Source organism: Streptomyces sp. NPDC051064, assembly GCF_044455985.1.
In the GTDB taxonomy this organism is placed as follows: Bacteria; Actinomycetota; Actinomycetes; order Streptomycetales; family Streptomycetaceae; genus Streptomyces.
The window spans coordinates 996,612-1,021,320 of record NZ_JBITFK010000002.1 but is presented as its reverse complement, the minus strand read 5'-3'; the positions used below and the strand labels follow the sequence as shown (position 1 = coordinate 1,021,320).

General features: G+C 70.1%; 24 protein-coding genes and 1 riboswitch. Of the genes, 8 read left to right on the top strand and 16 right to left on the bottom strand.

Annotation, left to right across the window (positions count from 1 at the left end; translation table 11 throughout):
- Positions 1-4: 4 nt before the first annotated feature.
- Positions 5-1,780, bottom strand: coding sequence for a protein kinase (locus tag ACIBCU_RS11560; RefSeq protein WP_399230794.1), 1,776 nt, complete (start codon positions 1,778-1,780; stop codon positions 5-7).
- 147 nt (positions 1,781-1,927) lie between these two features.
- On the opposite strand from ACIBCU_RS11560, the gene ACIBCU_RS11555 reads away from it, so the two are divergent.
- Complete coding sequence (locus ACIBCU_RS11555; RefSeq protein ID WP_399230792.1) at positions 1,928-2,521, top strand: TetR/AcrR family transcriptional regulator; 594 nt, start codon at positions 1,928-1,930, stop codon at positions 2,519-2,521.
- Positions 2,522-2,546: 25 nt separating this feature from the next.
- Here the strand turns inward: ACIBCU_RS11555 and ACIBCU_RS11550 are convergent, their stop codons facing one another.
- Positions 2,547-2,861, bottom strand: a complete 315-nt coding sequence (locus ACIBCU_RS11550; protein ID WP_399230790.1) for a DUF4190 domain-containing protein — start codon at positions 2,859-2,861, stop codon at positions 2,547-2,549.
- Between the two features lie 15 nt (positions 2,862-2,876).
- Positions 2,877-3,032, bottom strand: coding sequence for a hypothetical protein (locus ACIBCU_RS11545; protein ID WP_187355833.1), 156 nt, complete (start codon positions 3,030-3,032; stop codon positions 2,877-2,879).
- A gap of 105 nt (positions 3,033-3,137) precedes the next feature.
- Between ACIBCU_RS11545 and ACIBCU_RS11540 the strand changes: the two genes are divergently transcribed.
- Together ACIBCU_RS11540 and ACIBCU_RS11535 are read left to right on the top strand one after the other, a co-directional pair.
- Positions 3,138-3,761: a TetR family transcriptional regulator gene (locus ACIBCU_RS11540; protein ID WP_399230788.1), complete on the top strand. Its 624-nt coding sequence runs from the start codon at positions 3,138-3,140 to the stop codon at positions 3,759-3,761.
- A gap of 10 nt (positions 3,762-3,771) precedes the next feature.
- Positions 3,772-4,605, top strand: a complete 834-nt coding sequence (locus ACIBCU_RS11535) for an alpha/beta fold hydrolase (RefSeq protein WP_399230786.1) — start codon at positions 3,772-3,774, stop codon at positions 4,603-4,605.
- Here ACIBCU_RS11535 and ACIBCU_RS11530 read toward each other — a convergent pair.
- From ACIBCU_RS11530 to ACIBCU_RS11480, 11 genes are all read right to left on the bottom strand, one after another.
- Positions 4,577-5,548, bottom strand: a complete 972-nt coding sequence (locus tag ACIBCU_RS11530) for a YafY family protein (RefSeq protein WP_362931725.1) — start codon at positions 5,546-5,548, stop codon at positions 4,577-4,579. The genes ACIBCU_RS11535 and ACIBCU_RS11530 overlap by 29 nt on opposite strands.
- A gap of 19 nt (positions 5,549-5,567) precedes the next feature.
- Positions 5,568-6,434 (bottom strand): thioesterase family protein, encoded by an 867-nt coding sequence (locus tag ACIBCU_RS11525; protein WP_362931723.1) that lies wholly within the window; start codon positions 6,432-6,434, stop codon positions 5,568-5,570.
- A gap of 52 nt (positions 6,435-6,486) precedes the next feature.
- Positions 6,487-7,158, bottom strand: a complete 672-nt coding sequence (locus ACIBCU_RS11520) for a trimeric intracellular cation channel family protein (RefSeq protein ID WP_362931721.1) — start codon at positions 7,156-7,158, stop codon at positions 6,487-6,489.
- Between the two features lie 18 nt (positions 7,159-7,176).
- A complete protein-coding gene (locus ACIBCU_RS11515) occupies positions 7,177-8,514 on the bottom strand; it encodes a dipeptide ABC transporter ATP-binding protein (RefSeq protein WP_399230782.1) in 1,338 nt (445 codons plus the stop codon).
- A complete protein-coding gene (locus ACIBCU_RS11510; RefSeq protein ID WP_362931717.1) occupies positions 8,511-9,599 on the bottom strand; it encodes an ABC transporter ATP-binding protein in 1,089 nt (362 codons plus the stop codon). Before ACIBCU_RS11510 ends, ACIBCU_RS11515 begins: the two co-directional genes overlap by 4 nt.
- Entirely contained in the window at positions 9,596-10,585 is a 990-nt protein-coding gene (locus tag ACIBCU_RS11505) for an ABC transporter permease (RefSeq protein WP_362931715.1), read from the bottom strand. The genes ACIBCU_RS11510 and ACIBCU_RS11505 overlap by 4 nt, the downstream gene beginning before the upstream one ends.
- 90 nt (positions 10,586-10,675) lie before the next feature.
- Positions 10,676-12,436 (bottom strand): ABC transporter substrate-binding protein, encoded by a 1,761-nt coding sequence (locus tag ACIBCU_RS11500; RefSeq protein WP_399230778.1) that lies wholly within the window; start codon positions 12,434-12,436, stop codon positions 10,676-10,678.
- Positions 12,437-12,480: 44 nt separating this feature from the next.
- Complete coding sequence (locus ACIBCU_RS11495; protein ID WP_362931711.1) at positions 12,481-13,473, bottom strand: ABC transporter permease; 993 nt, start codon at positions 13,471-13,473, stop codon at positions 12,481-12,483.
- A 357-nt stretch (positions 13,474-13,830) separates the two neighbouring features.
- Positions 13,831-14,625 carry an enhanced serine sensitivity protein SseB C-terminal domain-containing protein gene (locus ACIBCU_RS11490; protein WP_362931709.1) on the bottom strand — a complete coding sequence of 265 codons (795 nt, stop codon included), beginning with the start codon at positions 14,623-14,625 and terminating at the stop codon, positions 13,831-13,833.
- 154 nt (positions 14,626-14,779) lie between these two features.
- Entirely contained in the window at positions 14,780-15,556 is a 777-nt protein-coding gene (locus ACIBCU_RS11485; protein WP_362931707.1) for an enhanced serine sensitivity protein SseB, read from the bottom strand.
- A 176-nt stretch (positions 15,557-15,732) separates the two neighbouring features.
- Entirely contained in the window at positions 15,733-16,422 is a 690-nt protein-coding gene (locus ACIBCU_RS11480) for an AAA family ATPase (protein WP_399230775.1), read from the bottom strand.
- Positions 16,423-16,595: 173 nt separating this feature from the next.
- Positions 16,596-16,693, top strand: a riboswitch (glycine riboswitch).
- 167 nt (positions 16,694-16,860) lie between these two features.
- Here ACIBCU_RS11480 and gcvT point away from each other — a divergent pair.
- The 5 genes from gcvT to ACIBCU_RS11455 all read left to right on the top strand — a co-directional run bounded on the left by gcvT (position 16,861) and on the right by ACIBCU_RS11455 (position 23,098).
- Positions 16,861-17,997, top strand: a complete 1,137-nt coding sequence (gene gcvT / locus ACIBCU_RS11475; RefSeq protein ID WP_362931703.1) for a glycine cleavage system aminomethyltransferase GcvT — start codon at positions 16,861-16,863, stop codon at positions 17,995-17,997.
- An 89-nt stretch (positions 17,998-18,086) separates the two neighbouring features.
- Entirely contained in the window at positions 18,087-18,464 is a 378-nt protein-coding gene (gcvH, locus tag ACIBCU_RS11470; RefSeq protein WP_362931701.1) for a glycine cleavage system protein GcvH, read from the top strand.
- 18 nt (positions 18,465-18,482) lie between these two features.
- Complete coding sequence (gene glyA, locus ACIBCU_RS11465) at positions 18,483-19,742, top strand: serine hydroxymethyltransferase (RefSeq protein ID WP_399230772.1); 1,260 nt, start codon at positions 18,483-18,485, stop codon at positions 19,740-19,742.
- A 156-nt stretch (positions 19,743-19,898) separates the two neighbouring features.
- On the top strand, positions 19,899-21,284 hold the full coding sequence (locus ACIBCU_RS11460) for an L-serine ammonia-lyase (RefSeq protein WP_362931699.1): 1,386 nt from the start codon (positions 19,899-19,901) through the stop codon (positions 21,282-21,284).
- A 290-nt stretch (positions 21,285-21,574) separates the two neighbouring features.
- Complete coding sequence (locus tag ACIBCU_RS11455; protein WP_399230770.1) at positions 21,575-23,098, top strand: catalase; 1,524 nt, start codon at positions 21,575-21,577, stop codon at positions 23,096-23,098.
- A gap of 232 nt (positions 23,099-23,330) precedes the next feature.
- Here the strand turns inward: ACIBCU_RS11455 and ACIBCU_RS11450 are convergent, their stop codons facing one another.
- Entirely contained in the window at positions 23,331-23,546 is a 216-nt protein-coding gene (locus ACIBCU_RS11450; RefSeq protein ID WP_362931697.1) for an EF-hand domain-containing protein, read from the bottom strand.
- A gap of 120 nt (positions 23,547-23,666) precedes the next feature.
- A complete protein-coding gene (locus ACIBCU_RS11445; RefSeq protein ID WP_399230767.1) occupies positions 23,667-24,461 on the bottom strand; it encodes a polysaccharide deacetylase family protein in 795 nt (264 codons plus the stop codon).
- Between the last annotated feature and the right edge of the window lie 248 nt (positions 24,462-24,709).

Below are 24,709 nucleotides of genomic sequence, written 5' to 3'. Positions count from 1 at the left end.
CCGCTCAGAAAGCCGTCCAGCGCTGGGACGCCTTTCCCGAGCACCCGCTCGCCACGACTCCCCCGTTCCCGAGACCGAGACAGCCCCCGGTGGAGACGCTTACGAGGGTGCTTCCCGCCCCCACGCGCCAGCGACGCGTCTCGTCCTCGTTGCACGAGAGCAGCAGGACCCCTCCGGCCCCCGCGCTCAGGCAGCTTCTGCCCGACTCGTGGACCATCTCGAAGGAACCGCCGGACATGGGCCTGAGGGTCCAGGAGGAACCCGACCCGTCGCAGTTGCCTACGGTCGGGTAGCTGTTGAACGGAGCGACGAGGCACTTGCTGTTCTCGCCGTTGCGATAACGGTTGGTCCCGGACGGTGCGGTGCCCCCGGAGCCGGATCCACCGGAGGCACTGGACCCGCCGGAAGCGCTGGAGCCGCCCGATGCGCCGGACCCGCCGGAGCCGCCGGACGTATCCGACCCGCCGGAGCCGTCCTGGGAACCGCCGCCCGCGCCTCCGGCTCCCGGGGCAGGGGAGGAACCCCCGTCCGCAGTCTTGTTTCCTCCCTCGCCCTTCTCCTTCTCCTTGCCCTTCGGTGACTTTCCCGGTGACGCCGAGCCCGACGGGCTCGCACCCGAGGCCGAGGCGGCGGGCACCGCCGGGGCCGTGGCGGGCACGGACGGCCCGGCGGCCTTGCGGTCGTCCGGCCCAGAGATGAAGGGGAGGAGCTGGACCGCGAGTGTCGCCCCGCCCACCGTCAGGACGACGGGGAGGACGGCGAAGACGACACGGGTCCGACGCGGACGGTCACGGAACTTCGTACGCGGCTTCCGCCCGAGGTTCCGCGTCTCCATGGACACGGGCGGCGGCAGTTCGACCTCCTGGACGTCCGCCGCGAAGGCGGCCTTCTCGTCGAGGTTCCCGCTGATCGACTCCGGCCACAGCGGAGCCGTGAACGGCCCGCGCTCCGTGGCACGCCGCACCAGCTCGGATGCGGTGGGCCGGGCCTCGGGATCCTTGGCGAGGCAGGCCGCGACGACGTCGGCGAGCCCGGGGTCCAGCTCCCGCACCGCCTCCAGGTCGGGCTCCTCGTGCACGATGCGGTACAGCACGGCGGGGCCGGACTCCTCGCCGAAGGGCGGGCTGCCACTGGCCGCGTACGCGATGACCGAGCCCAGAGCGAACACATCGGCGGCGCCGGTCAGGTCCCGCTTCGTCGTGGCCTGTTCGGGAGCCATGTACGCCGGGGTGCCGACGACCATGCCGCTTCTGGTGAGCTGGCTCTGCTCGGTGGCGCGGGCCACGCCGAAGTCGATGACCGTGGCGCCCTCGACCGTCAGCATGACGTTGGACGGCTTGAGGTCGCGGTGCACCATGCCCAACTCGTGCACGGGGACCAGCCCGGCGGCCGCCTCGCGCAGCAGGAGCCACAGGGTTCCGGCGGGCAGCGGCCCCTTGTGCAGCCTGATGGCGTCGCTCAGGGTGAGGCCGGGGACGTACGCGGTCGCCAGCCACGGGGGCCGGGCGTCGCGGTCGCTGGCGATCAGGGGCGCGGTGGCCTCCGCGGGAAGCTCGGCGAGGTTGTCCAGCTCGTGGCCGAAGCGGCGGACGAAGTCCTGGTCCTCACCGGCGATCGAGGGCAGCACCTGCTTGACGGCGACGTACCGTCCCTCGTGGACACCGAGGTAGACGCGCCCCATTCCGCCGGAGCCGAGCCGGCCCGCGAGCGGAATCCCACCGATCTGCACCGGATCGTCCGCTTCCAGCGGCTTGGCCCCGCTGCCTGTCAGGTCTAACACGCCCACACCGTCTCCCCGTGACACACCCTTTTCGGTTCCAGGGAAGTCTGACCAGTGGATACTGGAAGAGGAAGCATCTTCTAGAAAATTGCTCTAGAAATTCACCGCGGAAGAGCCCGCCTCGAGCACCACAGGGGACGACACTCCATGAGCGCCAAACAGCAGCGCGGCGAAGTCACTTCCGATCTGCTCCTGGACGCCGCCCTGCGCGTGTTCGTCGCGTCGGGCGAGAAGGGGCTCACGGTCAACGCCGTCGTCCAGGACAGCGGCGTCAGCCTGGGCAGCCTATACCACCACTTCGGCAGCTTCGACGGCCTCATAGCCACTCTCGGGCACCGCTGGCTGGACCGGCTGCTGGGCGAACTGGCCGAGGGCTTGCGGGACTCGGAGAACGCGCGCGAGGGCATCGCAGCCGCCGTGCGGGCCTACCTGACCTTCGTCCAGGAGCACCGAGGCCCCGCACTTCTCCTGCACTCCCCTCTCGCGGACCGCAAGAGCATGACGCGGGGCACGGAATTCTGCGACGCCCAGGAGGCCAGGGTCTCGGAGGTGAGCCTCTGGATACGGCTCCGCACCGATTCGGGGGAGCTCGCCCCGCTGCCTCCGCCGCTGATCGAGTCCCTCGTCATGGGCCCCGTCGTCGCCGTCGCCCGCCGGTGGCTGTCGGGCATCGGCGATGTCGACCTCGACGAGGCGGCACGTCTCCTGCCGGAGCGGATCTGGCGGTCGGTTCGCGCGTAGCCCTTCGGAGCGGCGGCGCGGAGGGTCAGCCTGCGAGACTCCAGGAGACGGTGCCGTTGGCCGTGAGCAGGACGGCCAGGACGACCAGGTCGGCGATGCCGAGGGCCAGCCCGAGCAGCGCGCGGCCCCGGCGGGCGGTGGAGCGGGCGAGAGCGACGATCGCCATGACGATGGCGACGGGCCCGAGCAGGATGTTCATCACGAGGAGGCCGAGCAGCCCGAGCACGAACGAGGCGACGGCGAGCCCGTCCCCCTCCCGGGTGCCGGAACGCGCCTCGCCGGAACGGGCCCCGTCGGAGCGGGAGTCGCGCGGAGCGGTGCGTGCGGTGATGAGTGTCATGGTGCGGCTCCTTCGTCAGCGGGTGCGGCGGGCGAGGCGTTCGCGGACACCGAAGACCGCCAGCCAGAGACCGATCACGGCGGCGGCGGCCAGGGCCGCGGGGAGCGGGAGGTGTGCGACCGCTCCGAGGACAACCCCCAGCAGGAGCAGGGCGGCGACGAGCACGAACATGTCCGGGCCTTTCCGCGAGCTTTGAGAGTACGACTGTGCACTGACTTATGAGTCTAGACCCTGCATCACTTCCGAAACTCGGAGAACGGTTGTTTACTGAATGGCATGAGTCACACCGTCGGCATCCGCCAGGCCCAGAAGCTGAAGACCCGCCAGGCGCTGCTCGACGCGGCACTCGAACTGCTGGAGCACCAGAGCCTGAGCAGCCTGGGCCTGCGTGAGGTGACGAGGGCCGTGGGCGTGACCCCGACCGCCTTCTACCGCCACTTCGACGGCACGGCGGCGCTCGGCGTCGCCCTCGTCGAGGAGACCCTGGGCAGCCTGCACGGCATGATCGGCGCGATCCTGGCCGACACGGGGGACAGCGAGGAGCGGCTCGACCGAAGTGTCGGGCTGATAGCGCGTCATGTCGCGGCGCAGCCCGCCCACTTCCGCTTCATCGCCCGCGAGCAGCACGGCGGTGTCGGGGAGGTCCGCGGGGCCATCGCCGCCCAGCTGCGCGGCTTCGCCGAGGAGGTCGCCCAAGTCCTCGGCGAGGAGCCGGAGTCGGCGGGCTGGGACCGGGAGGACCTCCTGATGCTGGGCGGGCTGTACGTCGACCACATGGTGCTGACCGCGTCGGCGCTGCTGGACGCCGGTCCGAAGGGCGAGGAGGAGGTCGTCCGGGTGGCCCGGCGCCGGCTGCGCCTGGTCACGCTGGGCCGGGCCCACTGGCTGGACAGGCCGTAGGGTCGGTTTCATGAACGACTGGACGCTGGACCGGACCTTCATCAGTTCCGCGGGCGAGGTGCGCTGGGCCGCGCTGGGGCCCGAGCAGGCTCCGCCCGTGGTCCTGGTGCACGGCACGCCCTTCTCCTCGTACGTCTGGCGGGGCGTCGCCCGGGGGCTGGCGCAGGACCACCGTGTGTACGTGTGGGACCTGCCGGGCTACGGCGCCTCCGCGCAGTACGACGGCCAGGACGTGTCGCTCCGCTCCCAGGCCTGGGTGCTCGCCGAGCTCATCGAGCACTGGGGGCTCGACGAACCGGCCGTGGCCGCCCATGACTTCGGGGGCTGCGTCGCCCTGCGGGCCCATCTCCTGCACGGCGCCCGCTACCGGCGTCTGGCCCTCGTCGACCCGGTGGCGCTGGCCCCGTGGGGCTCGCCCGCCTACCGGCTGCTCGGAGGACGGCCCGAGGTCTTCGGCGAGCTGCCGCCCGGCCTGCACCGGGCCCTGGTGACGGAGTACGTCGGATCGGCCAGCCACCGGGGACTGCATCCGGCGGTGCGGGACAGCCTCGTCGCCCCCTGGTGCACGGAGGCCGGGCAGCCCGCGTTCTACCGGCAGATCGCCCAGAACGACCAGCGGTTCACCGACGAGATCCAGCACCGTTACGGCGAGCTGGAGCTGCCGGTGCTGGTGTGCTGGGGCACGGAGGACACCTGGATCCCGGCCGCCCGCGGCCATGAGCTGGCCGGGATGATCCCGGGTGCCGAGCTGCGGCTGATCGAGGGGGCCGGACATCTGGTCCAGGAGGACGCGCCCGCCGAGCTCACCGCGGCCCTCACCCGTTTTCTGCGTACAGCTCCGTGACCGCGGCAGCGGCCTCGGCGAGCAGGCGGCGCACCTGAGGAGGCGACAGCACCTCCAGGTTCGGGCCGAAGGAGAGCAGGGAGCGCGCCCACCCGAGTTCGGGCACCGCGAGCTCGGCCAGCAGCCACTCCCCCGCCGTCGCCTGCTCCGGCTCCGGCCGGCCGGTCAGCACCCCCGCGCACAGGCGTACGAAGAGATCCAGCCGGGAGCGGTGCACGCGCACCCGGAGCCGTACGTCCCCAGGCCGCTCCTCGACCTGCCGGCGCAGCTCCTCCCAGACGTCGGCGGGCTCGACGCCTTTCCTGCGCACCACGGGTTCCTCGGTGAGCACCGCCCGCTTCACCCGGTCCGCGCGGAAGAGCCGGGGTGCGCCGTCCAGGTCGGCGGTCAGATACCAGACGCCCGCCTTCACCACGAGGCCGTACGGGTCGACGGTGTAGACGCGGGGGGTGTCCGTGCCGCTGTGCCGATAATGGAGCAGCAGCCTCCGGTCGGCGAAGACCGCGTCGTGCAGCTCACCCACGTCGACGGCGGCCTGCGGACCGCTCATCCAGCGGACCGGGTCCACCAGGATGCGGCGGCTGGTCTGTTCGGCGGCGGGCCGGTGCGGGGCCGGGAGCGCGGCCATCACCTTGCGCAGCGCGGAGCCGAGCGCGGCGTCGAGCCCGAGCGCGGTGTGGGCGCCTTGCGCGGCGAGGACGAACAGGGCGCGCGCCTCGTCGGCGGTGAGCCCGGTGACATCGGTCCGGAAGCCGCGCAGCAGCGCGATCCCCCCATTGCGCCCCCGCTCCGCGTACACGGGCACGCCGGAGGCCGAGAGCGCCTCCACGTCCCGGTAGATGGTGCGTACGGAGACTTCGAGGCGCTCGGCCAGCTCACCGGCGGGGACCGGACCGCGGGTCTGGAGGAGCAGCAGGATGGAGAGGAGCCGGTCGGACTTCACCGCACCATTCTTGCGGGCCTCAGCCGCGGGGCGCGCGAGCGAGCTGGCGGGACTGGGCGACGAGACGGCCGGCGCTGTCCCAGACGTCCGCGTCCTCCTCCAGGAAACCGCCCGCGAGGTTGCGGGTGGTGATGGAGACGCGCAGCGGCCCGGGGGCCGGGCGGCAGCGGATGTGGGTGGTGAGCTCGATGGTGGGCGTCCAGCCCTTGAGCCCCAGCTCGAACGAGGTCGGCGGCAGCGCGTCCACGGTGAGCAGCAGCGAGAGCGGGTCCGCGTCGCGGCCGTCGGCGAGCGCGAACCAGCCCCGCATCTCGCCCTTGCCCGACGGCGCGCCGACGGCCCAGCCGACCGTCGCCGGGTCGAGCTTGATGTCCAGCCGTTCGGTGATGGCGGAGCTGCCGGGGATCGGCGCCGTCCCGTCGCTCGTGCCGAAGCACTGGTCGAGGGGCGCGATGGCCGGCGGCTCGGCCGACGTCCGGACCTCGTCGGTCAGGCCGTCCAGGTCGCCGTAGGTGGCCAGCACCCGGATGCGTTCGACCTCCGTGCCGTCCTCCGCGAACTGGAAGAGCGAGGCCTCGCCGGTGGAGAGCGTGCGGCCGGTGCGGACGACCTGGGTGCGGATCACGGCCGGTCCGGGGACGGAGGCCGTGAGGTAGTGCGCGGAGACCGAGAAGGGGTCGGAGTGCGGGAGCGCCTCGCCGAGCGCGCGGCCGAGCATGGCGAGCAGGTAGCCGCCGTTGACCGCGTGGATGATCGTCCACCCCGCGGAGAGCTCCGCGTCGTAGACGCCTTCCTCCCGGAGCGTGACGGTGGTGTCGCGGTCGAACTCGCTGTCACCGATGGTCGCCTGTACCGCGCGCGACTCCTGCGCTGCTGCCTGTGCCATGGCATGCACCGTACACCGATCACATTACTGAGCGGTAGCTTTTTGTTTACCGTCACATGACGGCCGGCTTCTCCTCCGCCATGGCCGACCGCCGGTTGTAGGCGCGCGGGGCCCGCCAGTGGAAGCGCATGGCCAGGAGCCGCAGGAGGAACGCGGTGATCGCGGCGGCGCCACTGGTGTAGTCGTTGAGGGCGTCGAAACGGATACAGAGGACCACCATGACGGCGCCCACGATCGCGGGCACGGCGTACAGGTCCCGGTCCCAGCGCAGCAGCGACGGCACCTCGTTGGCCAGGACGTCGCGCAGCACACCGCCGCCGACCGCAGTGGCCAGCCCGAGGGCGGCGGACGAGGTGAGGCCGAGACCGTACTCGTACGCCTTGACCGTGCCGGCCACGCAGAAGAGCCCCAGCCCGGCGGCGTCGAAGACGTTGACGCCGACCTGGATGCGCTCCACGTGCGGGTGCAGGAAGAAGACCAGGGCGGCCGCGAGCAGCGGGGTCACGAAGTAGCCGAGATCCGTGAAGGCCGCCGGAGGAATCGCTCCGATCATCACATCACGGAAGATCCCTCCGCCCAGCGCTGTCACCTCGGCGAGGACCGCGATGCCGAAGACGTCGAAGTTCTTGCGTACGGCGAGCAGGGCGCCCGAGATCGCGAAGACGAAGATTCCGACGATGTCGAGCGAATGCTGGACGGAGGGGGTGAAGAGTTCGTTGAGCACCGGGCAATTGTGCCGGTCCTACTCCTTCGTCTTGTCCTCCGCACCCGCGGACGGCGCGGAGGAGTCCTTGCCGTCACCGTCGGGGGCGGGCTCGGCGGACTCCTCCGGCCCTTCCGGGGCTGCGGACCCGGGAGCTTCCTCCGGCTCGTCCGACGCCTCCGGCTCGTCCGTCACCTCCGGCTCGTCCGCCACCTCGGGGACGGTCGCCGCCTCGGGGGCGGTCGCCTCTTCCGTCACGGCGGCCGGCTCCGCGGCGCCCGCCGACTTCACCGTGATGACGTCAGCGACGAGCGGCGCGTCACCCGGGACCTGGTCCTCGCCGTTCTCCGGGTGGTGGCACGCCACCTGGTGCCCGGTCTTCAGCTGGAGCAGCGGCGGCTCCGTGGTCTTGCAGACCTGCGTCGCCTTCCAGCACCGGGTGTGGAAGCGGCAGCCGGTCGGCGGCGAGATCGGCGACGGCACGTCGCCCTTGAGCAGGATGCGGTCGCTCTTGGCGCCGCGCCTGCGCGGGTCCGGCACCGGCACCGCGGACATCAGCGCCTTGGTGTAGGGGTGCATCGGCGCCTCGTACAGCGAGGTGCGGTCCGCGAGCTCGACGATCTTGCCGAGGTACATGACCGCGATCCGGTCCGAGACATGGCGGATGACCGACAGGTCGTGCGCGATGATCATGTACGTGAGCCCGAGCTCCTCCTGGAGGTCGTCCAGCAGGTTCACCACCTGCGCCTGGATCGACACGTCCAGCGCCGAGACCGGCTCGTCGGCGACGACCAGCTTCGGCTTCAGTGCGAGCGCCCGCGCGATGCCGATGCGCTGGCGCTGACCGCCGGAGAACTCGTGCGGGTAGCGGTTGTAGTGCTCGGGGTTGAGCCCCACCAGCTCCAGCAGCCGCTGGACCTCCGCCTTCACGCCGCCCTCGGGGTTGACGCCCTGCAGCCGGAAGGGGGTGCCGACGATCCCGCCGACCGTGTGGCGCGGGTTCAGCGAGCCGTACGGGTCCTGGAAGATCATCTGGATGTCGCGGCGCATCGGACGGAGCCGCCCCGCGGACATGTGGGTGATGTCGCGGCCCTGGAACTCGACCTTGCCGCCGGTCGGTTCCAGCAGCCGGGTCACCAGCCGGCCCATGGTCGACTTTCCGCAGCCCGACTCACCGACCACGCCCAGGGTCTCCCCCGGACGCACGTCGAAGGAGAGCCCGTCCACGGCCTGCACCGCGCCGACCTTGCGCTTCAGCACGCCCTTCGTGATCGGGAAGTGCTTGACCAGGCCTTCGACCTTGAGGAGCGGCTCGGACCCGGACCCGTCCGACCCGGCCGCGGGAGACGCGGGAGTCTTCTTGTTCAGATCAGTCACAGCTTCGGCGCAATCTCTTCGGTCCAGATCCGGTCGCGCTGCTCACGCGACATGTGGCACGCGGAGTAGTGCCCGTCGCTGACCAGCTGCAGCTCCGGACGCTCGGTGCGGGTGATGTTGTCCGGCGGGACGTCGGCGTACGGGCAGCGCGGGTGGAAGGCACAGCCGGACGGGACGTTGATGAGGCTGGGCGGCGAGCCCTTGACCGGGATGAGCCGCTCGGTCTGCTCCCGGTCGATACGCGGCATCGAGCCGAGCAGTCCCCAGGTGTAGGGGTGCTGGGGCTCGTAGAACACCTTCTCGGCCGTGCCGCGCTCGATGCACCGTCCCGCGTACATCACGAGCAGGTGGTCCGCGATCTCGGCGACGACACCGAGGTCGTGCGTGATCATGACGACCGCGGAGCCGAACTCCTTCTGCAGATCGCGGATGAGGTCGAGGATCTGCGCCTGGACGGTGACGTCGAGGGCGGTCGTCGGCTCGTCGGCGATGAGCAGCTGCGGGTTGTTGACCAGGGCCATCGCGATCATGGCGCGCTGGCGCATGCCGCCGGAGAACTGGTGCGGGTAGTCCTCGTACCGGCGGTGAGGCTCGGGGATCCCTACGCGGTCGAGCATCTCGATCGCGCGCTTCTTCGCGGTCTTCTTGTCGACCTTGTTGTGGACCCGGTGGGCCTCCACGATCTGCGCGCCGATGCTGTAGTACGGGTGCAGGGCGGACAGCGGGTCCTGGAAGATCATGGCCATCTTCTGGCCGCGCAGCTTCCGTACGCGCTCGGGGCCGGCGCCGATGAGCTCCTCGCCGTCGAGCCAGATCTCCCCGCCGATCCGGGCGCGCTCCGAGGTGTGCAGGCCCATGATCCCCAGCGAGGTCACGGACTTGCCCGAACCGGACTCGCCGACGATGCCGAGGGTCTGGCCGGCCTTCAGGTCGAAGCTGACGCCGTCGACGGACTTGACCAGGCCGTCGTCGGTGTCGAAGTGGACGCTGAGGTTGCGTACGGACAGGAATTCCTTGTCGTCGCCGGACCGCTGAGCCGGAACGGTGTCCGCCGCCGGGGAGTCCTTCTTGATTGCGTCGCTCATGAGAGCCTCACCCGGGGGTCGATCGCGGCGTACACGAGGTCCACCAGCAGGTTGCAGATGACGATGAAGAAGGCGGCGACCAGGGTCACGCCCATCACCTTGGGCAGGTCGGCGGTGGTCACGCCCTGGATGGCGAAGGCACCCAGCCCCTGGAAGGAGAAGACCCGTTCGGTGATGACGGCGCCGCCGAGCAGCAGCGCGAAGTCCATGCCGAAGATCGTGACGAGCGGGGTCAGCGCGGAGCGCAGCCCGTGCTTGACGACCACCTTGCGTTCCTTGAGGCCCTTGGCGCGCGCGGTTCTGATGTAGTCCTCGCCCATCGTCTCCAGCATCCCGGCCCGGGTGAGCCGGGCGTAGAGCGCGGAGTACAGGAGAGCGAGTGTGCACCAGGGCAGGACCAGACTGCCCGCCCACTCGACCGGATTCTCCGCGAACGGGACGTACTCCCCGTTGCCGAAGAGCGCCAGCACGACGAGGCCGGTGAAGAACATCGGCAGCGAGACGCCCGCGAGCGCGACGCCCATGGAGAGGCGGTCGAAGACCGAGCCCCGCTTCAGCGCGGAGAGGACACCGATCGCGACACCGGAGACGACCCAGATGACCGCGGCACCGACGGCCAGCGACAGGGTGACCGGGATGCGGTCGACGAGCTGCGGCCAGATCTCGGTGTGGGTCTTGAAGGAGTACCCGAAGCACGGGGCGTTGCAGGTGACCGGGTCGGGGCCGAACTGGTAGTCGGCACCGACGACGATGCCCTTGATGAAGTCCCAGTACTGGATGTAGAGGGGCTGGTCGAGCCCCAGGTTCTTCTTGACCGCGGCGATGACGTCCGGGTCAGGGCTCTTCCCGACGTACTGGGCGGCCATCGAGTCGAGGGTCTGCCCACCGAGGCGGGGCACCAGGAAGAAGATCGCGAACGTGACTGCGCTGACCACCAGCAGCAGCAACACCGCGGCGAATACGCGTCGGATGATGTACGCAGCCACAGCCGTGCGGCGCCGGGCGGGCGGACGGGTGACGCCCGCCGGCCCGGCGCCTTCACCTGCCTTTCAAGGGATGCTGTTGATGAACAGGTGTTACTTGGTCGAGGTCATCAGCACGTAGTCGTACATGCCGAGGTACGCGTCGGTGACCGTGACGTTCGCCGCGGAGTCCGGACGGTAGAGCAGGTTCTTGCGGTAGATGAGGGGAACGACCGAGGCGTTCTCCATGACCTTCTGGTCGACCTCGCCCCAGGCGGCGTTGCGCGCCGTGGTGTCGACGGTGCCGATGCCCTTGACGAGGGCCTCGTTGACACCCTTGTCGTCGAGCTCCATCAGGTTCGTGCCACCGGACGGCTTGATGGCCGATCCGTTCACGATCTGGTCCAGGAAACCGAAGCCGGTCGGCCAGTCGGCGCCCCACTGCATCATCATCATGCCCGCGTTGTTCTTGTGGACCCACTCGGGGACACCCGCGAAGTCGGTGAAGTACTTGTCCGACGGGAACTGCTTGATCTCGGCGGTGATGCCGATCGCCTTCAGGCTGCCCTGGAGCTGCGTGGCGGCGGTGATCTCGTCAGGACGGTCCGAACGCGCCGTCAGCGTGGTCTTGAAGCCCTTGGCCTGACCGCACTTGGCCAGGTGCTCCTTCGCCTTTGCGATGTCGCCCTTGTTGCCCTCGGTCGGGTACAGGTCGAACTTCTTGTAGCCCGCGACGGTCGGCGGAATGACCGTGGTGGCCGGGTCGCCCTTGACCGAGCCACCGATCGAGTCGATCAGGCTCTGCTTGTCGACGGCGTACTGCACGGCCTTGCGGCACTCGACGTTGTCGAACGGCTTCACGTTGACGTTCAGCGCCATGTACTGGAGCACGCCGGCGTACGGGTTGTCCGTCTTCGCCTTCTCGGCGGCCTTGACCAGGACCTTGGGCTGGGTCTTGGACTGCAGACCCGTGCCCGCGACGTCAGCCGTGGTGACGTCGTTGAGCAGGTGGTCGTCGACCGTGGTGGGGTTGACGTTGAGCTTCAGCTCGATCTTGTCCGGCAGAGCCTTGCGGATCGGGTCCGTCTTCGGGTCCCACTCCGGGTTGCGGACCAGCGTCGCGCCCTTGCTCTCGTCGTACGCCGAGAACTTGTACGGACCCGAGGAGACCATCTTCTGGACGTAGCTGGCACCCGTGTCGGACTTCTGCGGGACCGGAGCGGTCTGCGAGAAGGCGGCGAGGTAGTCCATGTCCGCGAAGGGCTTGCTCAGCTTGAAGACGATCGTGTAGTCGTCCGGGGTCTCGATGGACTTGAGGCCCTCGGCCGACTTGTCCTTGTACGGACCCTTGTACTTGTCGCCGCCCTCGAGGTACGCCTTGAAGTACGTCGGGCCGTTGGACAGGGCCTCCGGCGCGAAGTTGGAGCGCTCGACGGCGTACTTGACGTCCTTCGAGGTGATCTCGGTGCCGTCCTCGAACTTCACGCCCTTGCGGATCGTGTACGTCCAGGTCTTGGCGTCCGCGCTGGCCTTGCCGAGGCCGGTGGCCAGGTCGGGAACGACCTTCAGGCCCTCCTTGCCGGCGGCGGGCTTGAAGGTCACCAGGGAACGGGCGTACAGGCGGGAGAAGTTCTGCACCCAGCCGTAGTACGTGTTGCCCGGGTCCAGGGAGTCCGGGCCACTGGAGTGCTCGTACGTGACCGTCCCCCCCTTCTTGTCCGTCTGGTTGACGATGCTCGTCAGACCGGCGTCGGCCTTGGCGTTGCCCCCAGCGCCGTTGCTGTCACCGCCCGAATCGCTGCCACTGCAGGCCGATGCGCCGAGCGACACCGCTACGGCCATGGCTATGGCCGCTGCTGTCTTTCTGTTCTGCATGCTGAGGAAAGCCCCCTCGCTAGTCCGGTGCGGCACTGCCGCGATTACTTGCCACGAGGGTCGAGTGCGTCACGCAGCCCGTCCCCCAGCAGATTGAAGGCCAGCACGGTGATGAAGATCGCCATACCGGGGATGACCATGAACATCGGGTCCACCTCGTAGAGGTCGACCGCCTGCGTGAGCATGCCGCCCCAGGACGCCTGCGGCGGCGCGATACCCACGCCGAGGAAGGACAGGGAGGCCTCGAAGAGGATGTTCGTGGGGATCAGCAGCGTCGCGTACACGAGGATCGGCGCGATGAGGTTCGGCAGCAGCTCGCGGAAGAGGATGAACGGGCCGCGGGCGCCCAGCGACCTGGCGGCCTCGACGAACTCCCGCTCGCGTAGCGAGAGCGTCTGCGCACGGACGATGCGGCCGATGTAGGGCCAGCTGAAGAACCCGATCACGAAGATCAGGACCGCGATCCGCAGCGTGAGCCCTTCCATCCCGAAGGCGTTGCCCTGCAGGGAGGCGGAGATGGAGATCGCGAAGAGGAGCAGCGGGAAGGCGAGGAAGGTGTCCATCAGCCGGCTGATGAAGCTGTCCACCCAGCCACCGTAGAACCCGGCCACGACGCCCATGACGACGCCGATGACGACCGAGAGCAGCGTGGAGCCGACGGCGACCACGAGGGAGACCCAGGAGCCTTCGAGGATGCGCGCCAGGATGTCGCGTCCGGTCTGCGGTTCGACTCCGAGGGGGTGGTCCCAGCTGATTCCGCCCAGGGAGCCCTTGGGCGCCAGCAGGACGGGGTCGACCAGGCTCTGGTTGAAGGCGTTGGGGTCGAGACCGAGGAGCGACTGGAGCGGCTTGGACAGGACCGCGGTGAGGATCAGCAGCACGACAACGATGCCACCGGCCATGGCGCCCTTGTCCCGCTTGAAGCGCGTCCAGGCGATGCGGCCGAGCGAGCGGCCCTCGATCTCCTTGCGCCCGGCGCCTTCCAGCACCGTTTCGGGCCGCGCATCCGCCCCGGTGGTCTCGATCGGTGCCGTCATTGCGCTGGAGACCCCTCTCGGCCGACGGTGGCCGGCCTGTGACCGCCGCTGTAGCGGCTCTAACAAAACATGACAGATGCGATCACACATGCCGAACTGACCCTGTTTGAAGGAGGGGTTCGTCGGGCATGGAGCACCTGCTGTGTGGAGTCTTCAACCACTTTGCGATCACCCGCCAGACCTGACGGGGAATGTTTGCTCAAACGTGATGCTGCCAAGAGGCTTCCGTTATGCGGACAGCTGTGCTTGTTGAGCGGGCCCCCGGGGAACCAATCCACTGCTAACGGACATGTCACCCAACCGCGTTGTTCAGGTGACTATTTGACCGTGCGTCGAGGCGACGGGCCCGACGCCCTCTCAGTACGCGTGCGGTGCCGGGCCGGTGGCGGGCGGGTAGCCGTAACCCGGGACCGCGGTTGCCGGGGCGTGTGCCTCGCGGTCGTAGAACGGGCGAGAGTTGGCGTTCAGCCACATCGCGACGGGGTCGTACTCGTCGGACAGCGAGACCGTGGAGACGGGCAGCCCGTCGGGGACCACTCCGATCGACTGCTGCATCATCGCGCGGACCGCGTCGACGGACGGCCGGCCGGTGTCGTAGAGGTCGAGCCCGATCGCGAGGTACGGGGCGCCGAGCGCGGGCTGCACCCAGGCGCGGCGCAGCGCACGGACGGCGGAGGTGCGATGGGCGTTCTGCGACAGCAGGGCGTAGAACTGCGGGAGCTCGATGGTGGGTTCGGAGAGCCGCAGCGGCCCCGCGGGCATCCTGTCGAGGCCGGTGGCGATGCGGCGCAGGTCCAGCCAGGGGATGCCGACGCCGCCGCCGGGGGCGTGCGGGTTGAGCCAGATGCCCCAGCGGTCGGGGAAGAGGGAGCGGGCGATGTCGCGGCCCGTGATCACCTCGTGGGCCCGGTTCCAGCCGCTGGCCGAGAGCTCCTGGGCGGAGGTCACGCAGGGGGCGTAACCCTGCCCTTCGACCTCCATGTTGCCGTACTGGGCGTCGGGGGAGCCCGCCGTGCCGTGCCAGAGGAGCATCCAGACCTGGCCGTCCGCCAGGGACCTCAGCAGCGACTCGTACGCGTCGAGGCGCCCCGGGGTCACTTGGCGGAGCATGTGCTCCACTTGCCCGGCCGCCGCGGTGCCTGACGCACTCACCCTGGGTCCCGCCCCTCTTCGTTCCGCTGTTCCCGCGTGCCGCACGGTGCTGTGGTGCCACTCCCGGGCACACGGGGCGGCCTCGTCATCCAACCAGCTTATGCGCCGCCCCTGACACCGGCTTGACGCCACGTGGCAACGGGGGCTCCGTCTCTCAGTACGCGTCGCGCCGGTAGAACGGACGTACCTTCTCCAGCATCCAGTCGCCGACCGGGTCCTGCGCCACGTCGAGCAGCAGGAGATTGACCGGCCAGGGCACCTGGACCCGGCCGAGCGCGCGGCCCAGGGCGTCCAGCGGGGCGCTCTGACCGGCGGCGTCCCACACGGCGGACTCGACGCCGACGAAGAGGACGGGGCTGTCGCCCTCGATGCTGGCCAGCGCCCGGCGCGCGGTGTTCACCACGGCGGTCTCCTGGAATTCGGCGGACACCGCGGCGAGGAAGTCGACGGGGTCCTCCTTCCAGTCCGGCTCGTACAGCCGCACCCGGCCGCCGCTCGCGGGGCCGTCCAGCGGGGTGCGCCCGGCCCGGCAGAGCTCGGCGACGGCGGCGGGCGGCAGGGGCACCCCGACGGCGCCGCCGGGGTTGACCGCTATACCGAGCTGCGGGGGCAGTCCACGGGCGAACTCGCGTGCGGGCGCCACGGTGAAGGAGAGATGGGTGCCGACGCACTGGAGGAACTGCGCCTCGGAGCTGAACACGGGGACGTAGGCGCCGCCGTCGATGTCGACCGTCGGCAGATCGAGGCCGATGCTGTCGGGCCCCCCGCCGTTCGGCAGGGGGACCCAGACCTGGCTGCGCCCGAGCACCTCGACCAGCCGTCCGCCCGCGCCGGGCACGCCGAGGGAGGCGCTGAGCACTTCTTCTAGCTCGTTGGCCGGCCATCCCTGCGACGGATGCGACGGGGCCTGGGCCTGAGCCGGAATGTCCACGGTGTCTGTGTCCCTTTCTCGCCGTGCGGTGCGGCTGAAACTCTAGACCGGGTCGCGGCAGGAGGGCAGAGGCGCAGGCAGAGGCGGCGCCCCCGTCCACCGCGCCGTCCAGATTCCGGACAGCGTGCCGGGGGTCCGCGAACTGTGCGTATGCGAACAGTGACGCCCTGGGCGGTCTACTCCTGCGCGAGCGGTGTCTCCGGGAACGAGATCCGGTCGATGCCCGCCGCGGTCTCACGGTCGAGCAGCACCGCCGAGGCGCATCCCGGAGGCAGCACTCCGGTCTCCGTGTCCCGCAGCAGCCGGCCCACCGCGCGCCGGTGCCGGGCGAACGCGTATCCGGAGACCCCGCGCCCGCGCTCCCGCTGCCCCTGCCTGGCCACCCGGGGGGTGACGTCGAGCAGGACGAGATGGAGGCCGCTGCCGCGGCGCCGGGCCTCGCGCGCCAGCCAGCGCCGCACCCACGCCTGCGTACCGCAGTCGTGCACGACGACGGGTCCGCCCGACCGCAGGCGCCGCCACAGCCCGGCGTAGTGCGCGGCACGCACCAGGGGACGGTAGAGGGCGTACGGGAGCAATCGGGGCAGAGCCGCCGCCCAGCGGTCCCTGGTGTCCTGGGAGTCGACCGCGTGCTCCTTCGCCGCCCGCCGGATCAGCGTCGACTTCCCGCTGCCGGGCAGCCCCGAGACCACGACCACGTCACCCGCCGCGAAGTCCAGGCCGCTCGGTCCTCGGCCGCCCCCGCCCCGCAGATCACGCACCACCGGAGCGTGCCCGCCCGTCCGCTCCCGGCCGGGCGCGCCCGGCTGCTGGGGCATCGCACCGCGTGCCGCCCCCGCGGTTGTCGCGTAGCGCTGCAACGTCATCGCCTTCCCCCTGCCGAGTCACCCACTGACCTGCCCAAGAAGTGTAAAGAAAAGGTAATGCGACACAACCGCTTCCGCCCGTACGTGTCGGTGCCGGCACCCGTCCGGGCCTGGACGCCCCACTCTCCCGCAATGCGTGCGATGATGACCCCGCCAACTGCATACAGGCCGTTTGAATCCGCGCGGGAGAGTCCCGGTCACCGTGTGCGCCGGGCGCCGAAGGAGCAAGTTCCTCCCTTGAATCTCTCAGGCCCCGTACCGCGTGGATGAGGCAGATCTGAAAAGCGGGCCGCTCTGCGGCTCCACCCAAGGTGCAAGCCGACGCTGACGGGGCCGACCCCGTCGGGACCCTTTCAGGGGCTTTCGGCGAACCTCTCAGGTTCCGATGACAGATGGGGAGGGAACCACCCCCTGTCGTCATGCCCTGGAGCCATGTCCATGAGCACTGCCCCGAGCGCCGCCCCCCGTCTCACCGCCCTCGATGCCCTGCATCGGTCCCTGGGCGCGACCATGACCGACTTCGCCGGCTGGGACATGCCGCTGCGGTACGCCAGCGAGCGCGACGAGCACAACGCCGTACGCGAGCGGGCCGGCCTGTTCGATCTGTCGCACATGGGCGAGATCACCGTCACCGGTCCGCAGGCGGCGGCCTTCCTGAGCTACGCGCTGGTCGGCAACATCGCCACCGTGGGCGTGGGCCGGGCCCGCTACACGATGATCGTCGCGGAGGACGGCGGGATCCTGGACGACCTGATCGTCTACCGCCTTGGCGAGACGGAGGCCCCCGAGTACATGGTCGTCGCCAACGCGGGCAACGCCCAGCTCGTCCTGGACACCCTCACCGGGCGCGCCGGGGACTTCGACACCGAGGTGCGGGACGACCGCGACGCGTACGCGCTGATCGCCGTCCAGGGACCCGACTCCCCCGCCGTACTGAAGTCGGTCACGGACGCCGACCTGGACGGACTGAAGTACTACGCCGGACTCCCCGGAACGGTCGCCGGCGTCCCCGCGCTCATCGCCCGTACCGGCTACACCGGCGAGGACGGCTTCGAGCTCTTCGTGGCACCCGCCCACGCCGAGCAGCTCTGGAAGGCCCTGACCGAGGCCGGTGCGCCGTACGGTCTGATCCCCTGCGGGCTCTCCTGCCGCGACACGCTCCGCCTGGAGGCGGGCATGCCGCTGTACGGCCATGAGCTGACCACCGCGCTGACGCCCTTCGACGCGGGGCTGGGCAGGGTCGTGAAGTTCGAGAAGGAGGGCGACTTCGTCGGCCGCGAGGCGCTGACCGCCGCGGCGGCCCGTGCGGAGACCGCCCCGCCCCGCAGGCTCGTCGGCCTGGTCGCCGAGGGCCGCCGGGTGCCGCGCGCCGGTTACCCCGTCGTCGCCGGCGGGCAGGTCGTGGGCGAGGTCACCTCCGGTGCGCCGTCGCCCACCCTGGGCAAGCCGATCGCCATGGCCTACGTGGACGCGGCGCACGCCGCGCCCGGCACCGAGGGTGTCGGGGTCGACATCCGGGGCAAGCACGAGCCGTACGAGGTCGTGGCGCTGCCGTTCTACAAGCGCCGTAAGTGACACCGCGCCCGCGCACGTGACGCAGTCGTGTCTCACACCGTAAGACCACCGTTCATCAGCACTCCCCCGCGTACAGGAGAATTCAGGTCATGAGCAACCCCCAGCAGCTGCGGTACAGCCAGGAGCACGAGTGGCTGTCGGCCCTCGAGGACGGCGTGGCCACGGTCGGTATCACCGAGTTCGCGGCCAACGCGCTCGGTGACGTCGTCTACGCCCAGCTCCCGGAGGTCGGTGACACGGTGACCGCGGGCGAGACCTGCGGTGAGCTGGAGTCGACCAAGTCGGTCAGCGACCTGTACTCGCCGGTGACCGGCGAGGTGACCGCGGCCAACCAGGACGTCGTGGACGACCCGTCGCTGGTGAACTCCGCCCCCTTCGAGGGCGGCTGGCTGTTCAAGGTGCGCGTCGCGGAGGAGCCGAAGGACCTTCTCTCCGCCGACGAGTACACCGCGTTCTCCGGCAACTGAGACCTTAGGGACCCACTGATGTCGCTTCTCAACTCCTCCCTCCACGAGCTGGACCCGGACGTCGCCGCCGCCGTCGACGCCGAGCTCCACCGCCAGCAGTCCACCCTCGAGATGATCGCCTCGGAGAACTTCGCTCCGGTCGCGGTCATGGAGGCGCAGGGCTCCGTCCTCACCAACAAGTACGCCGAGGGCTACCCCGGCCGCCGCTACTACGGTGGCTGCGAGCACGTCGACGTGGTCGAGCAGATCGCGATCGACCGCATCAAGGCGCTGTTCGGCGCCGAGGCCGCGAACGTCCAGCCGCACTCCGGTGCGCAGGCCAACGCCGCCGCGATGTTCGCGCTGCTGAAGCCGGGCGACACGATCATGGGTCTGAACCTGGCCCACGGCGGTCACCTGACCCACGGCATGAAGATCAACTTCTCCGGCAAGCTCTACAACGTGGTCCCGTACCACGTCGACGACACCGGTGTCGTGGACATGGCCGAGGTCGAGCGCCTCGCCAAGGAGTCGAAGCCGAAGCTCATCGTGGCCGGCTGGTCCGCCTACCCGCGCCAGCTGGACTTCGCCGCCTTCCGCCGCATCGCGGACGAGGTCGGCGCGTACCTGATGGTCGACATGGCGCATTTCGCGGGCCTGGTCGCCGCGGGTCTGCACCCCAACCCGGTGCCGCACGCCCACGTCGTCACGACCACCACGCACAAGACCCTCGGCGGTCCGCGCGGTGGCGTCATCCTGTCGACGCAGGAGCTCGCCAAGAAGATCAACTCGGCGGTCTTCCCCGGTCAGCAGGGTGGCCCGCTGGAGCACGTGATCGCGGCCAAGGCGGTCTCCTTCAAGGTCGCGGCGACCGACGAGTTCAGGGAGCGCCAGCAGCGCACCCTGGACGGCGCCCGCATCCTCGCCGAGCGCCTGGTGCAGCCGGACGTCACCGAGGTCGGCGTCTCCGTCCTCTCCGGCGGTACGGACGTCCACCTGGTCCTGGTCGACCTGCGCAACTCCGAGCTGGACGGCCGGCAGGCCGAGGACCGGCTCCACGAGCTGGGCATCACGGTCAACCGGAACGCCATCCCGAACGACCCGCGGCCCCCGATGGTCACCTCGGGTCTGCGGATCGGCACGCCCGCCCTGGCCACCCGTGGCTTCCAGGCGGAGGACTTCACCGAGGTCGCCGAGATCATCGCGGCCGCGCTGAAGCCCACGTACGACGCCGACGACCTCAAGGCCCGTGTGATCGCGCTGGCCGAGAAGTTCCCGCTGTACCCCGGCATCAAGTAGTCACCCGCAATTTGCACGAAGGGTGGGGGCACCGCGCACACTGAACACAGTGAGCCCGGTGCCCCCACCCCTTTGCCCCGCGCTCCCGGGCCCACCGGCCCGTCCCCGCACCACCCGGCGGACAACGACGTCCACCAACGCCTTAGGAGTACTCCCGTGGCCCTCTCGGTCTTCGACCTCTTCTCGGTCGGCATCGGCCCGTCCAGCTCCCACACGGTCGGTCCGATGCGCGCGGCCCGCATGTTCGCCCGCCGCCTCAAGAACGAGGGCCTCCTGGCCCACACCGCCTCGATACGGGCCGAGCTGTACGGCTCGCTCGGCGCGACCGGTCACGGGCACGGCACCCCGAAGGCCGTCCTGCTGGGTCTGGAGGGCGAGTCGCCCCGCACGGTCGACGTCGAGGGCGCCGACGCCCGCGTCGAGGAGATCCGCGCCTCGGGGCGCATCAACCTGCTCGGCATGCACGACATCCCCTTCGACGCCGACGAGCAGCTGGTCCTGCACCGGCGGAAGGCCCTGCCGTACCACGCCAACGGGATGACGGTCCTCGCGTACGACCGTGACGGCGCCCCGCTCCTGGAGAAGACGTACTACTCGGTGGGCGGCGGCTTCGTCGTCGACGAGGACGCGGTAGCCGGCGAGAACCCGATCGTCCCGGACGACACCGTCCTGAAGCACCCCTTCCGCACCGGCGACGAGCTGCTGAGGCTCGCCCGGGAGACCGGCCTGTCCATCTCCTCCCTGATGCTGGAGAACGAGAAGGCCTGGCGGACCGAGGACGAGATCCGGGCCGGGCTGCTGGAGATCTGGCGCGTCATGCAGGCCTGCATCGCCCGCGGCATGTCCCGGGAGGGCATCCTGCCCGGCGGCCTGAAGGTCCGCCGCCGCGCCGCGAACTCGGCCAGGCAGCTCCGGGCCGAGGGCGACCCCCAGACGCACGCGATGGAGTGGATCACCCTCTACGCGATGGCCGTCAACGAGGAGAACGCCGCGGGGGGCCGCGTGGTGACCGCCCCGACCAACGGCGCGGCGGGCATCATCCCCGCCGTCCTGCACTACTGGATGAACTTCGCGGCGGGCGGCTGCACCGAGGCCGAGAAGGACGACAGCGTCGTCCGCTTCCTGCTGGCCGCAGGAGCGATCGGCATGCTCTTCAAGGAGAATGCCTCCATCTCCGGCGCCGAGGTCGGCTGCCAGGGCGAGGTCGGCTCCGCCTGCTCCATGGCCGCCGGAGCCCTCGCCGAGGTCCTGGGCGGCTCCCCCGAGCAGGTGGAGAACGCCGCCGAGATCGGCATGGAGCACAACCTGGGCCTGACCTGTGACCCGGTCGGCGGTCTCGTCCAGATCCCCTGCATCGAGCGCAACGGCATGGCGGCGGTCAAGGCGGTCACGGCGGCCAAGATGGCGCTGCGCGGCGACGGCAGCCACAAGGTCTCCCTGGACAAGGTCATCAAGACCATGAAGGAGACGGGCGCGGACATGAGCGTGAAGTACAAGGAGACGGCCCGGGGCGGGCTCGCGGTGAACATCATCGAGTGCTAGACCGCGTCCACGTGTGAATCCCCTCTGCGCGGACAGGCGGACGGTGCCGGGCTCCACACGGGCGCCGACTCATCCTTGACTGGCCGGTTGTCCATGTTTGCCTACATTGGTAGACGGTTACCAGTGCATGCGCAGGGGACGAGCACGCCCCCGCCCGGGCGGCACGGAGCGCTCTTCCTCACCGGCTCCGCCCACGCCTCGACGCTCCTCACCGGAGCGCTCGGTTCGGAGGCGCCCGGTGCGGAGCCGCCACCGGCATCTCCGCGGCAAAGACGAAGGGGAACGACGCAATGACCGACACCTCGCACAAGGCGACCACCTCCGACTCGGGCGCCCCGGTGGAGAGCGATGAGCATTCGCTCACCGTCGGCCCGGGTGGGCCGATCCTGCTCCAGGACTCCTACCTGATCGAGCAGATGGCTCAGTTCAACCGTGAACGAATCCCCGAACGCCAGCCGCACGCCAAGGGCAGCGGCGCCTTCGGGCGGTTCGAGGTGACCGCGGACGTCTCCGCGTACACGAAGGCCGCGCTCTTCCAGCCCGGCACCACGACCGACCTGGTCATCAGGTTCTCCACCGTCGCCGGGGAGCGGGGCAGCCCGGACACCTGGCGGGACCCCCGCGGATTCGCGGTGAAGTTCTACACCAGCGAAGGCAACTACGACATGGTGGGCAACAACACCCCCGTGTTCTTCGTGAAGGACCCGATGAAGTTCCAGCACTTCATCCGGTCCCAGAAACGCCGGGCGGACAACAACCTCCGCGACCACGACATGCAGTGGGACTTCTGGACCCTCTCGCCCGAGTCGGCGCACCAGGTCACCTGGCTGATGGGCGACCGCGGCATCCCGCGCACCTGGCGCCACATGAACGGCTACACCTCGCACACGTACATGTGGATCAACGCGCAGGGCCAGCGGTTCTGGGTGAAGTACCACTTCAAGACGGACCAGGGCATCGAGACGTTCACCCAGCACGAGGCCGACCAGATGGCCGCCGCGGACACGGACTATCACACGCGTGATCTCTTCGAGCACATCCGCGACGGGGAGTACCCGAGCTGGACGCTGAAGGTCCAGATCATGCCGTACGAGGACGCCAAGGACTACCGGTTCAACCCCTTCGACCTGACCAAGGTGTGGCCGCACGGCGACTACCCGCTGATCGAGGTGGGGCGGATGACGCTCGATCGCAATCCCACCGACAACCACGCCGAGATCGAGCAGGCGGCCTTCCAGCCGAACAACTTCGTACCGGGCATCGGCCCGAGCCCGGACCGCATGCTGCTGGCGCGGCTGTTCTCCTACGCGGACGCGCACCGCCACCGCATCGGGGGCAACTACCAGCAGTTGCCCGTCAACGCCCCCGTCGTCCCGGTGCGCACGTACTCCAAGGACGGAGCGATGGCGTACCGGAAGACCACCGACCCGGTCTACGCGCCGAACTCCAAGGGCGGCCCGGCGGCCGACGCCGAGCGTTACGGAACCCCGCCGAGCTGGTACGCCGACGGCGAGATCACCCGGTCGGCCTATGTCGACCACGCCGAAGACGACGACTGGGGGCAACCCGGCACCATGGTGCGGGAGGTCCTCGACGACGCGGCGCGGGACCGGCTGGTGGACAACGTCGTCGGCCACCTGCTCAACGGCGTGACCGAGCCCGTGCTGCAACGGGCCTTCACCTACTGGTCGAACATCGACGGCACCATCGGCAAGCGCATCGAGCAGGGTGTGCGCGCGAAGGCCGGCGAGAAGGACCCCAAGGCCAAGGAGCAGGGCAACCCCGCGCGCCGGGACATGCAGCGCAAGGCCTGAGAGCCGTACGCCCCTCGGGCGTCGGCGCCCCGGCTTCCGCGCACACGCGTGGCACAGGCCTCCACCCCCGGTTCCACGGGGGTGGAGGCCTGTCGCGTGGATGGTGCGGGTCAGAAGCCCGAGGTGAACAGGCCGTCCGGCCCGGCGCGCTGAGCGCCCAGGGGCACGGGCGCCGGCCGATCCGAGGCCCTTCGCCGACGCGAAGGGCCGGACCGCCACCTGCCGGACCGGGTCAGGCCTTGTTCTGCGAGGCCCAGAACTCGTCGAACGTGAGCTCGCCGTCGCCGTTGCCGTCGTGGGCGTTGATGACGGCCTGGGCGACCGTCTCGGTGACATAGGGGTCACCGAGCTGCGCCATGGCGCTCTTGTACTCGGCGGCCGTTATGCGGCCGTCGCTGTTCTGGTCGAAGCGCTCGAATGCCACGCGTGCCGACTCGATGTCCGCCACTGTTCCGCCCCTTCGTTGAGCATCGTTGACGGAGGTCAGATTATCCGGCGGCCCGGACGGCCGATCCGGCGGGCGACCGCGTCCGGCCCCGGCCCGGGACCCGCCGGCGGACGGGAGGACTCAGGTCAGCAGCTCCGTGGCGGTCACCGCGCGCAGCCGGCGACGGTCGATCTCGGTGAGGAGGAGGGGAAGTGCGGCGATGGTGTCCCGGCAGCCGAAGTGCAGACTCACCACGGAGCCGTTACGGAGCTCACCGGCGACCTTGCGTGTGACGGCCGCGACCCCTGGCGAGGTGAAGTCGAGGGACTCCACGTCGTAGGAGAGGACGTGCGGGTAGCCGGCCCGGCGCGCGAGGTCCTGGACGAGCGGGGTGGCGTACCGGGCGCGCGAGGGCCTGAACCAGGTGCCGATCGAACCGGTGAGCCGGCGCAGGCGCTGGGCGCAGCCGGTGATCTCCTCGTACGCCCGCGTCCCGTCCATCGCGTTGATGTCGAGGTGGCTCTGGGTGTGGTTGCCGAGGTCATGGCCCCCGTCGAGGATCCGGCGCGCCATACCGGGGTTCCGGTCGAGCCAGCTGCCGACGGCCAGGACGGTGAGCCGGGCGCCGGCCCGCTCGGCCTCGGCGAGGACGGTGCGGGCCAGGGCGGGGTCACCCTGGCCGTGGAAGGTGAGGGCGACCCGGGGGCGGCCGCGGGAGCCGTGCTCGATCTGCACCGGCTGCCCGGGGAAGCGCCGCGGGGTGGCGGCCGGACGCGGCGCGCTCCGGCCGCTCTCGCCGTTCCGTGCGGCCGCAGGGGCCGGAGACCGCGCCGCCCCGTCCTGCGCGCAGCCGGCCGCCGAGGTGCCTGCCAGGAGCGCTCCGGCCGCCGTGCGCAGGGCGCTGCGTCGGGGCACCGGTGTCCTGCGGCCGCTCATGGACGTCCACCTCGCGGGTCGGTTCGGGTGCTGTTTCCCCGAGACCCGAGACACAGTAAGGCGGAACACGTGGAGATTCCGGGGTGGCCGCGTGTGGCCGCCTCCATGAGGTGATCGATGAATCACCGAGAGAAACCGATCGATACGGAGAGAATGCCAGGCGAGTGACCCATCACACCTGCGATTCATAAACTAAATGGGCAGTTATGTTGCAACTTGTCCATTTTGACGCTTTGGCTCCGAGGTCG

What these genes read in the sequence shown, in the direction of transcription:
- ACIBCU_RS11555 (WP_399230792.1), top strand. Translation starts at nt 1,928, where the DNA reads ATGAGCGCCAAACAGCAGCGCGGCGAAGTCACTTCCGATCTGCTCCTG.
- ACIBCU_RS11550 (WP_399230790.1), bottom strand. Translation starts at nt 2,861, where the DNA reads ATGACACTCATCACCGCACGCACCGCTCCGCGCGACTCCCGCTCCGAC.
- ACIBCU_RS11495 (WP_362931711.1), bottom strand. Translation starts at nt 13,473, where the DNA reads ATGACGGCACCGATCGAGACCACCGGGGCGGATGCGCGGCCCGAAACG.
- glyA (WP_399230772.1), top strand. Translation starts at nt 18,483, where the DNA reads ATGTCGCTTCTCAACTCCTCCCTCCACGAGCTGGACCCGGACGTCGCC.
- gcvT (WP_362931703.1), top strand. Translation starts at nt 16,861, where the DNA reads ATGAGCACTGCCCCGAGCGCCGCCCCCCGTCTCACCGCCCTCGATGCC.
- ACIBCU_RS11455 (WP_399230770.1), top strand. Translation starts at nt 21,575, where the DNA reads ATGACCGACACCTCGCACAAGGCGACCACCTCCGACTCGGGCGCCCCG.
- ACIBCU_RS11445 (WP_399230767.1), bottom strand. Translation starts at nt 24,461, where the DNA reads ATGAGCGGCCGCAGGACACCGGTGCCCCGACGCAGCGCCCTGCGCACG.
- ACIBCU_RS11510 (WP_362931717.1), bottom strand. Translation starts at nt 9,599, where the DNA reads ATGAGCGACGCAATCAAGAAGGACTCCCCGGCGGCGGACACCGTTCCG.
- ACIBCU_RS11535 (WP_399230786.1), top strand. Translation starts at nt 3,772, where the DNA reads ATGAACGACTGGACGCTGGACCGGACCTTCATCAGTTCCGCGGGCGAG.
- ACIBCU_RS11525 (WP_362931723.1), bottom strand. Translation starts at nt 6,434, where the DNA reads ATGGCACAGGCAGCAGCGCAGGAGTCGCGCGCGGTACAGGCGACCATC.
- gcvH (WP_362931701.1), top strand. Translation starts at nt 18,087, where the DNA reads ATGAGCAACCCCCAGCAGCTGCGGTACAGCCAGGAGCACGAGTGGCTG.
- ACIBCU_RS11540 (WP_399230788.1), top strand. Translation starts at nt 3,138, where the DNA reads ATGAGTCACACCGTCGGCATCCGCCAGGCCCAGAAGCTGAAGACCCGC.
- ACIBCU_RS11480 (WP_399230775.1), bottom strand. Translation starts at nt 16,422, where the DNA reads ATGACGTTGCAGCGCTACGCGACAACCGCGGGGGCGGCACGCGGTGCG.
- ACIBCU_RS11500 (WP_399230778.1), bottom strand. Translation starts at nt 12,436, where the DNA reads ATGCAGAACAGAAAGACAGCAGCGGCCATAGCCATGGCCGTAGCGGTG.
- ACIBCU_RS11545 (WP_187355833.1), bottom strand. Translation starts at nt 3,032, where the DNA reads ATGTTCGTGCTCGTCGCCGCCCTGCTCCTGCTGGGGGTTGTCCTCGGA.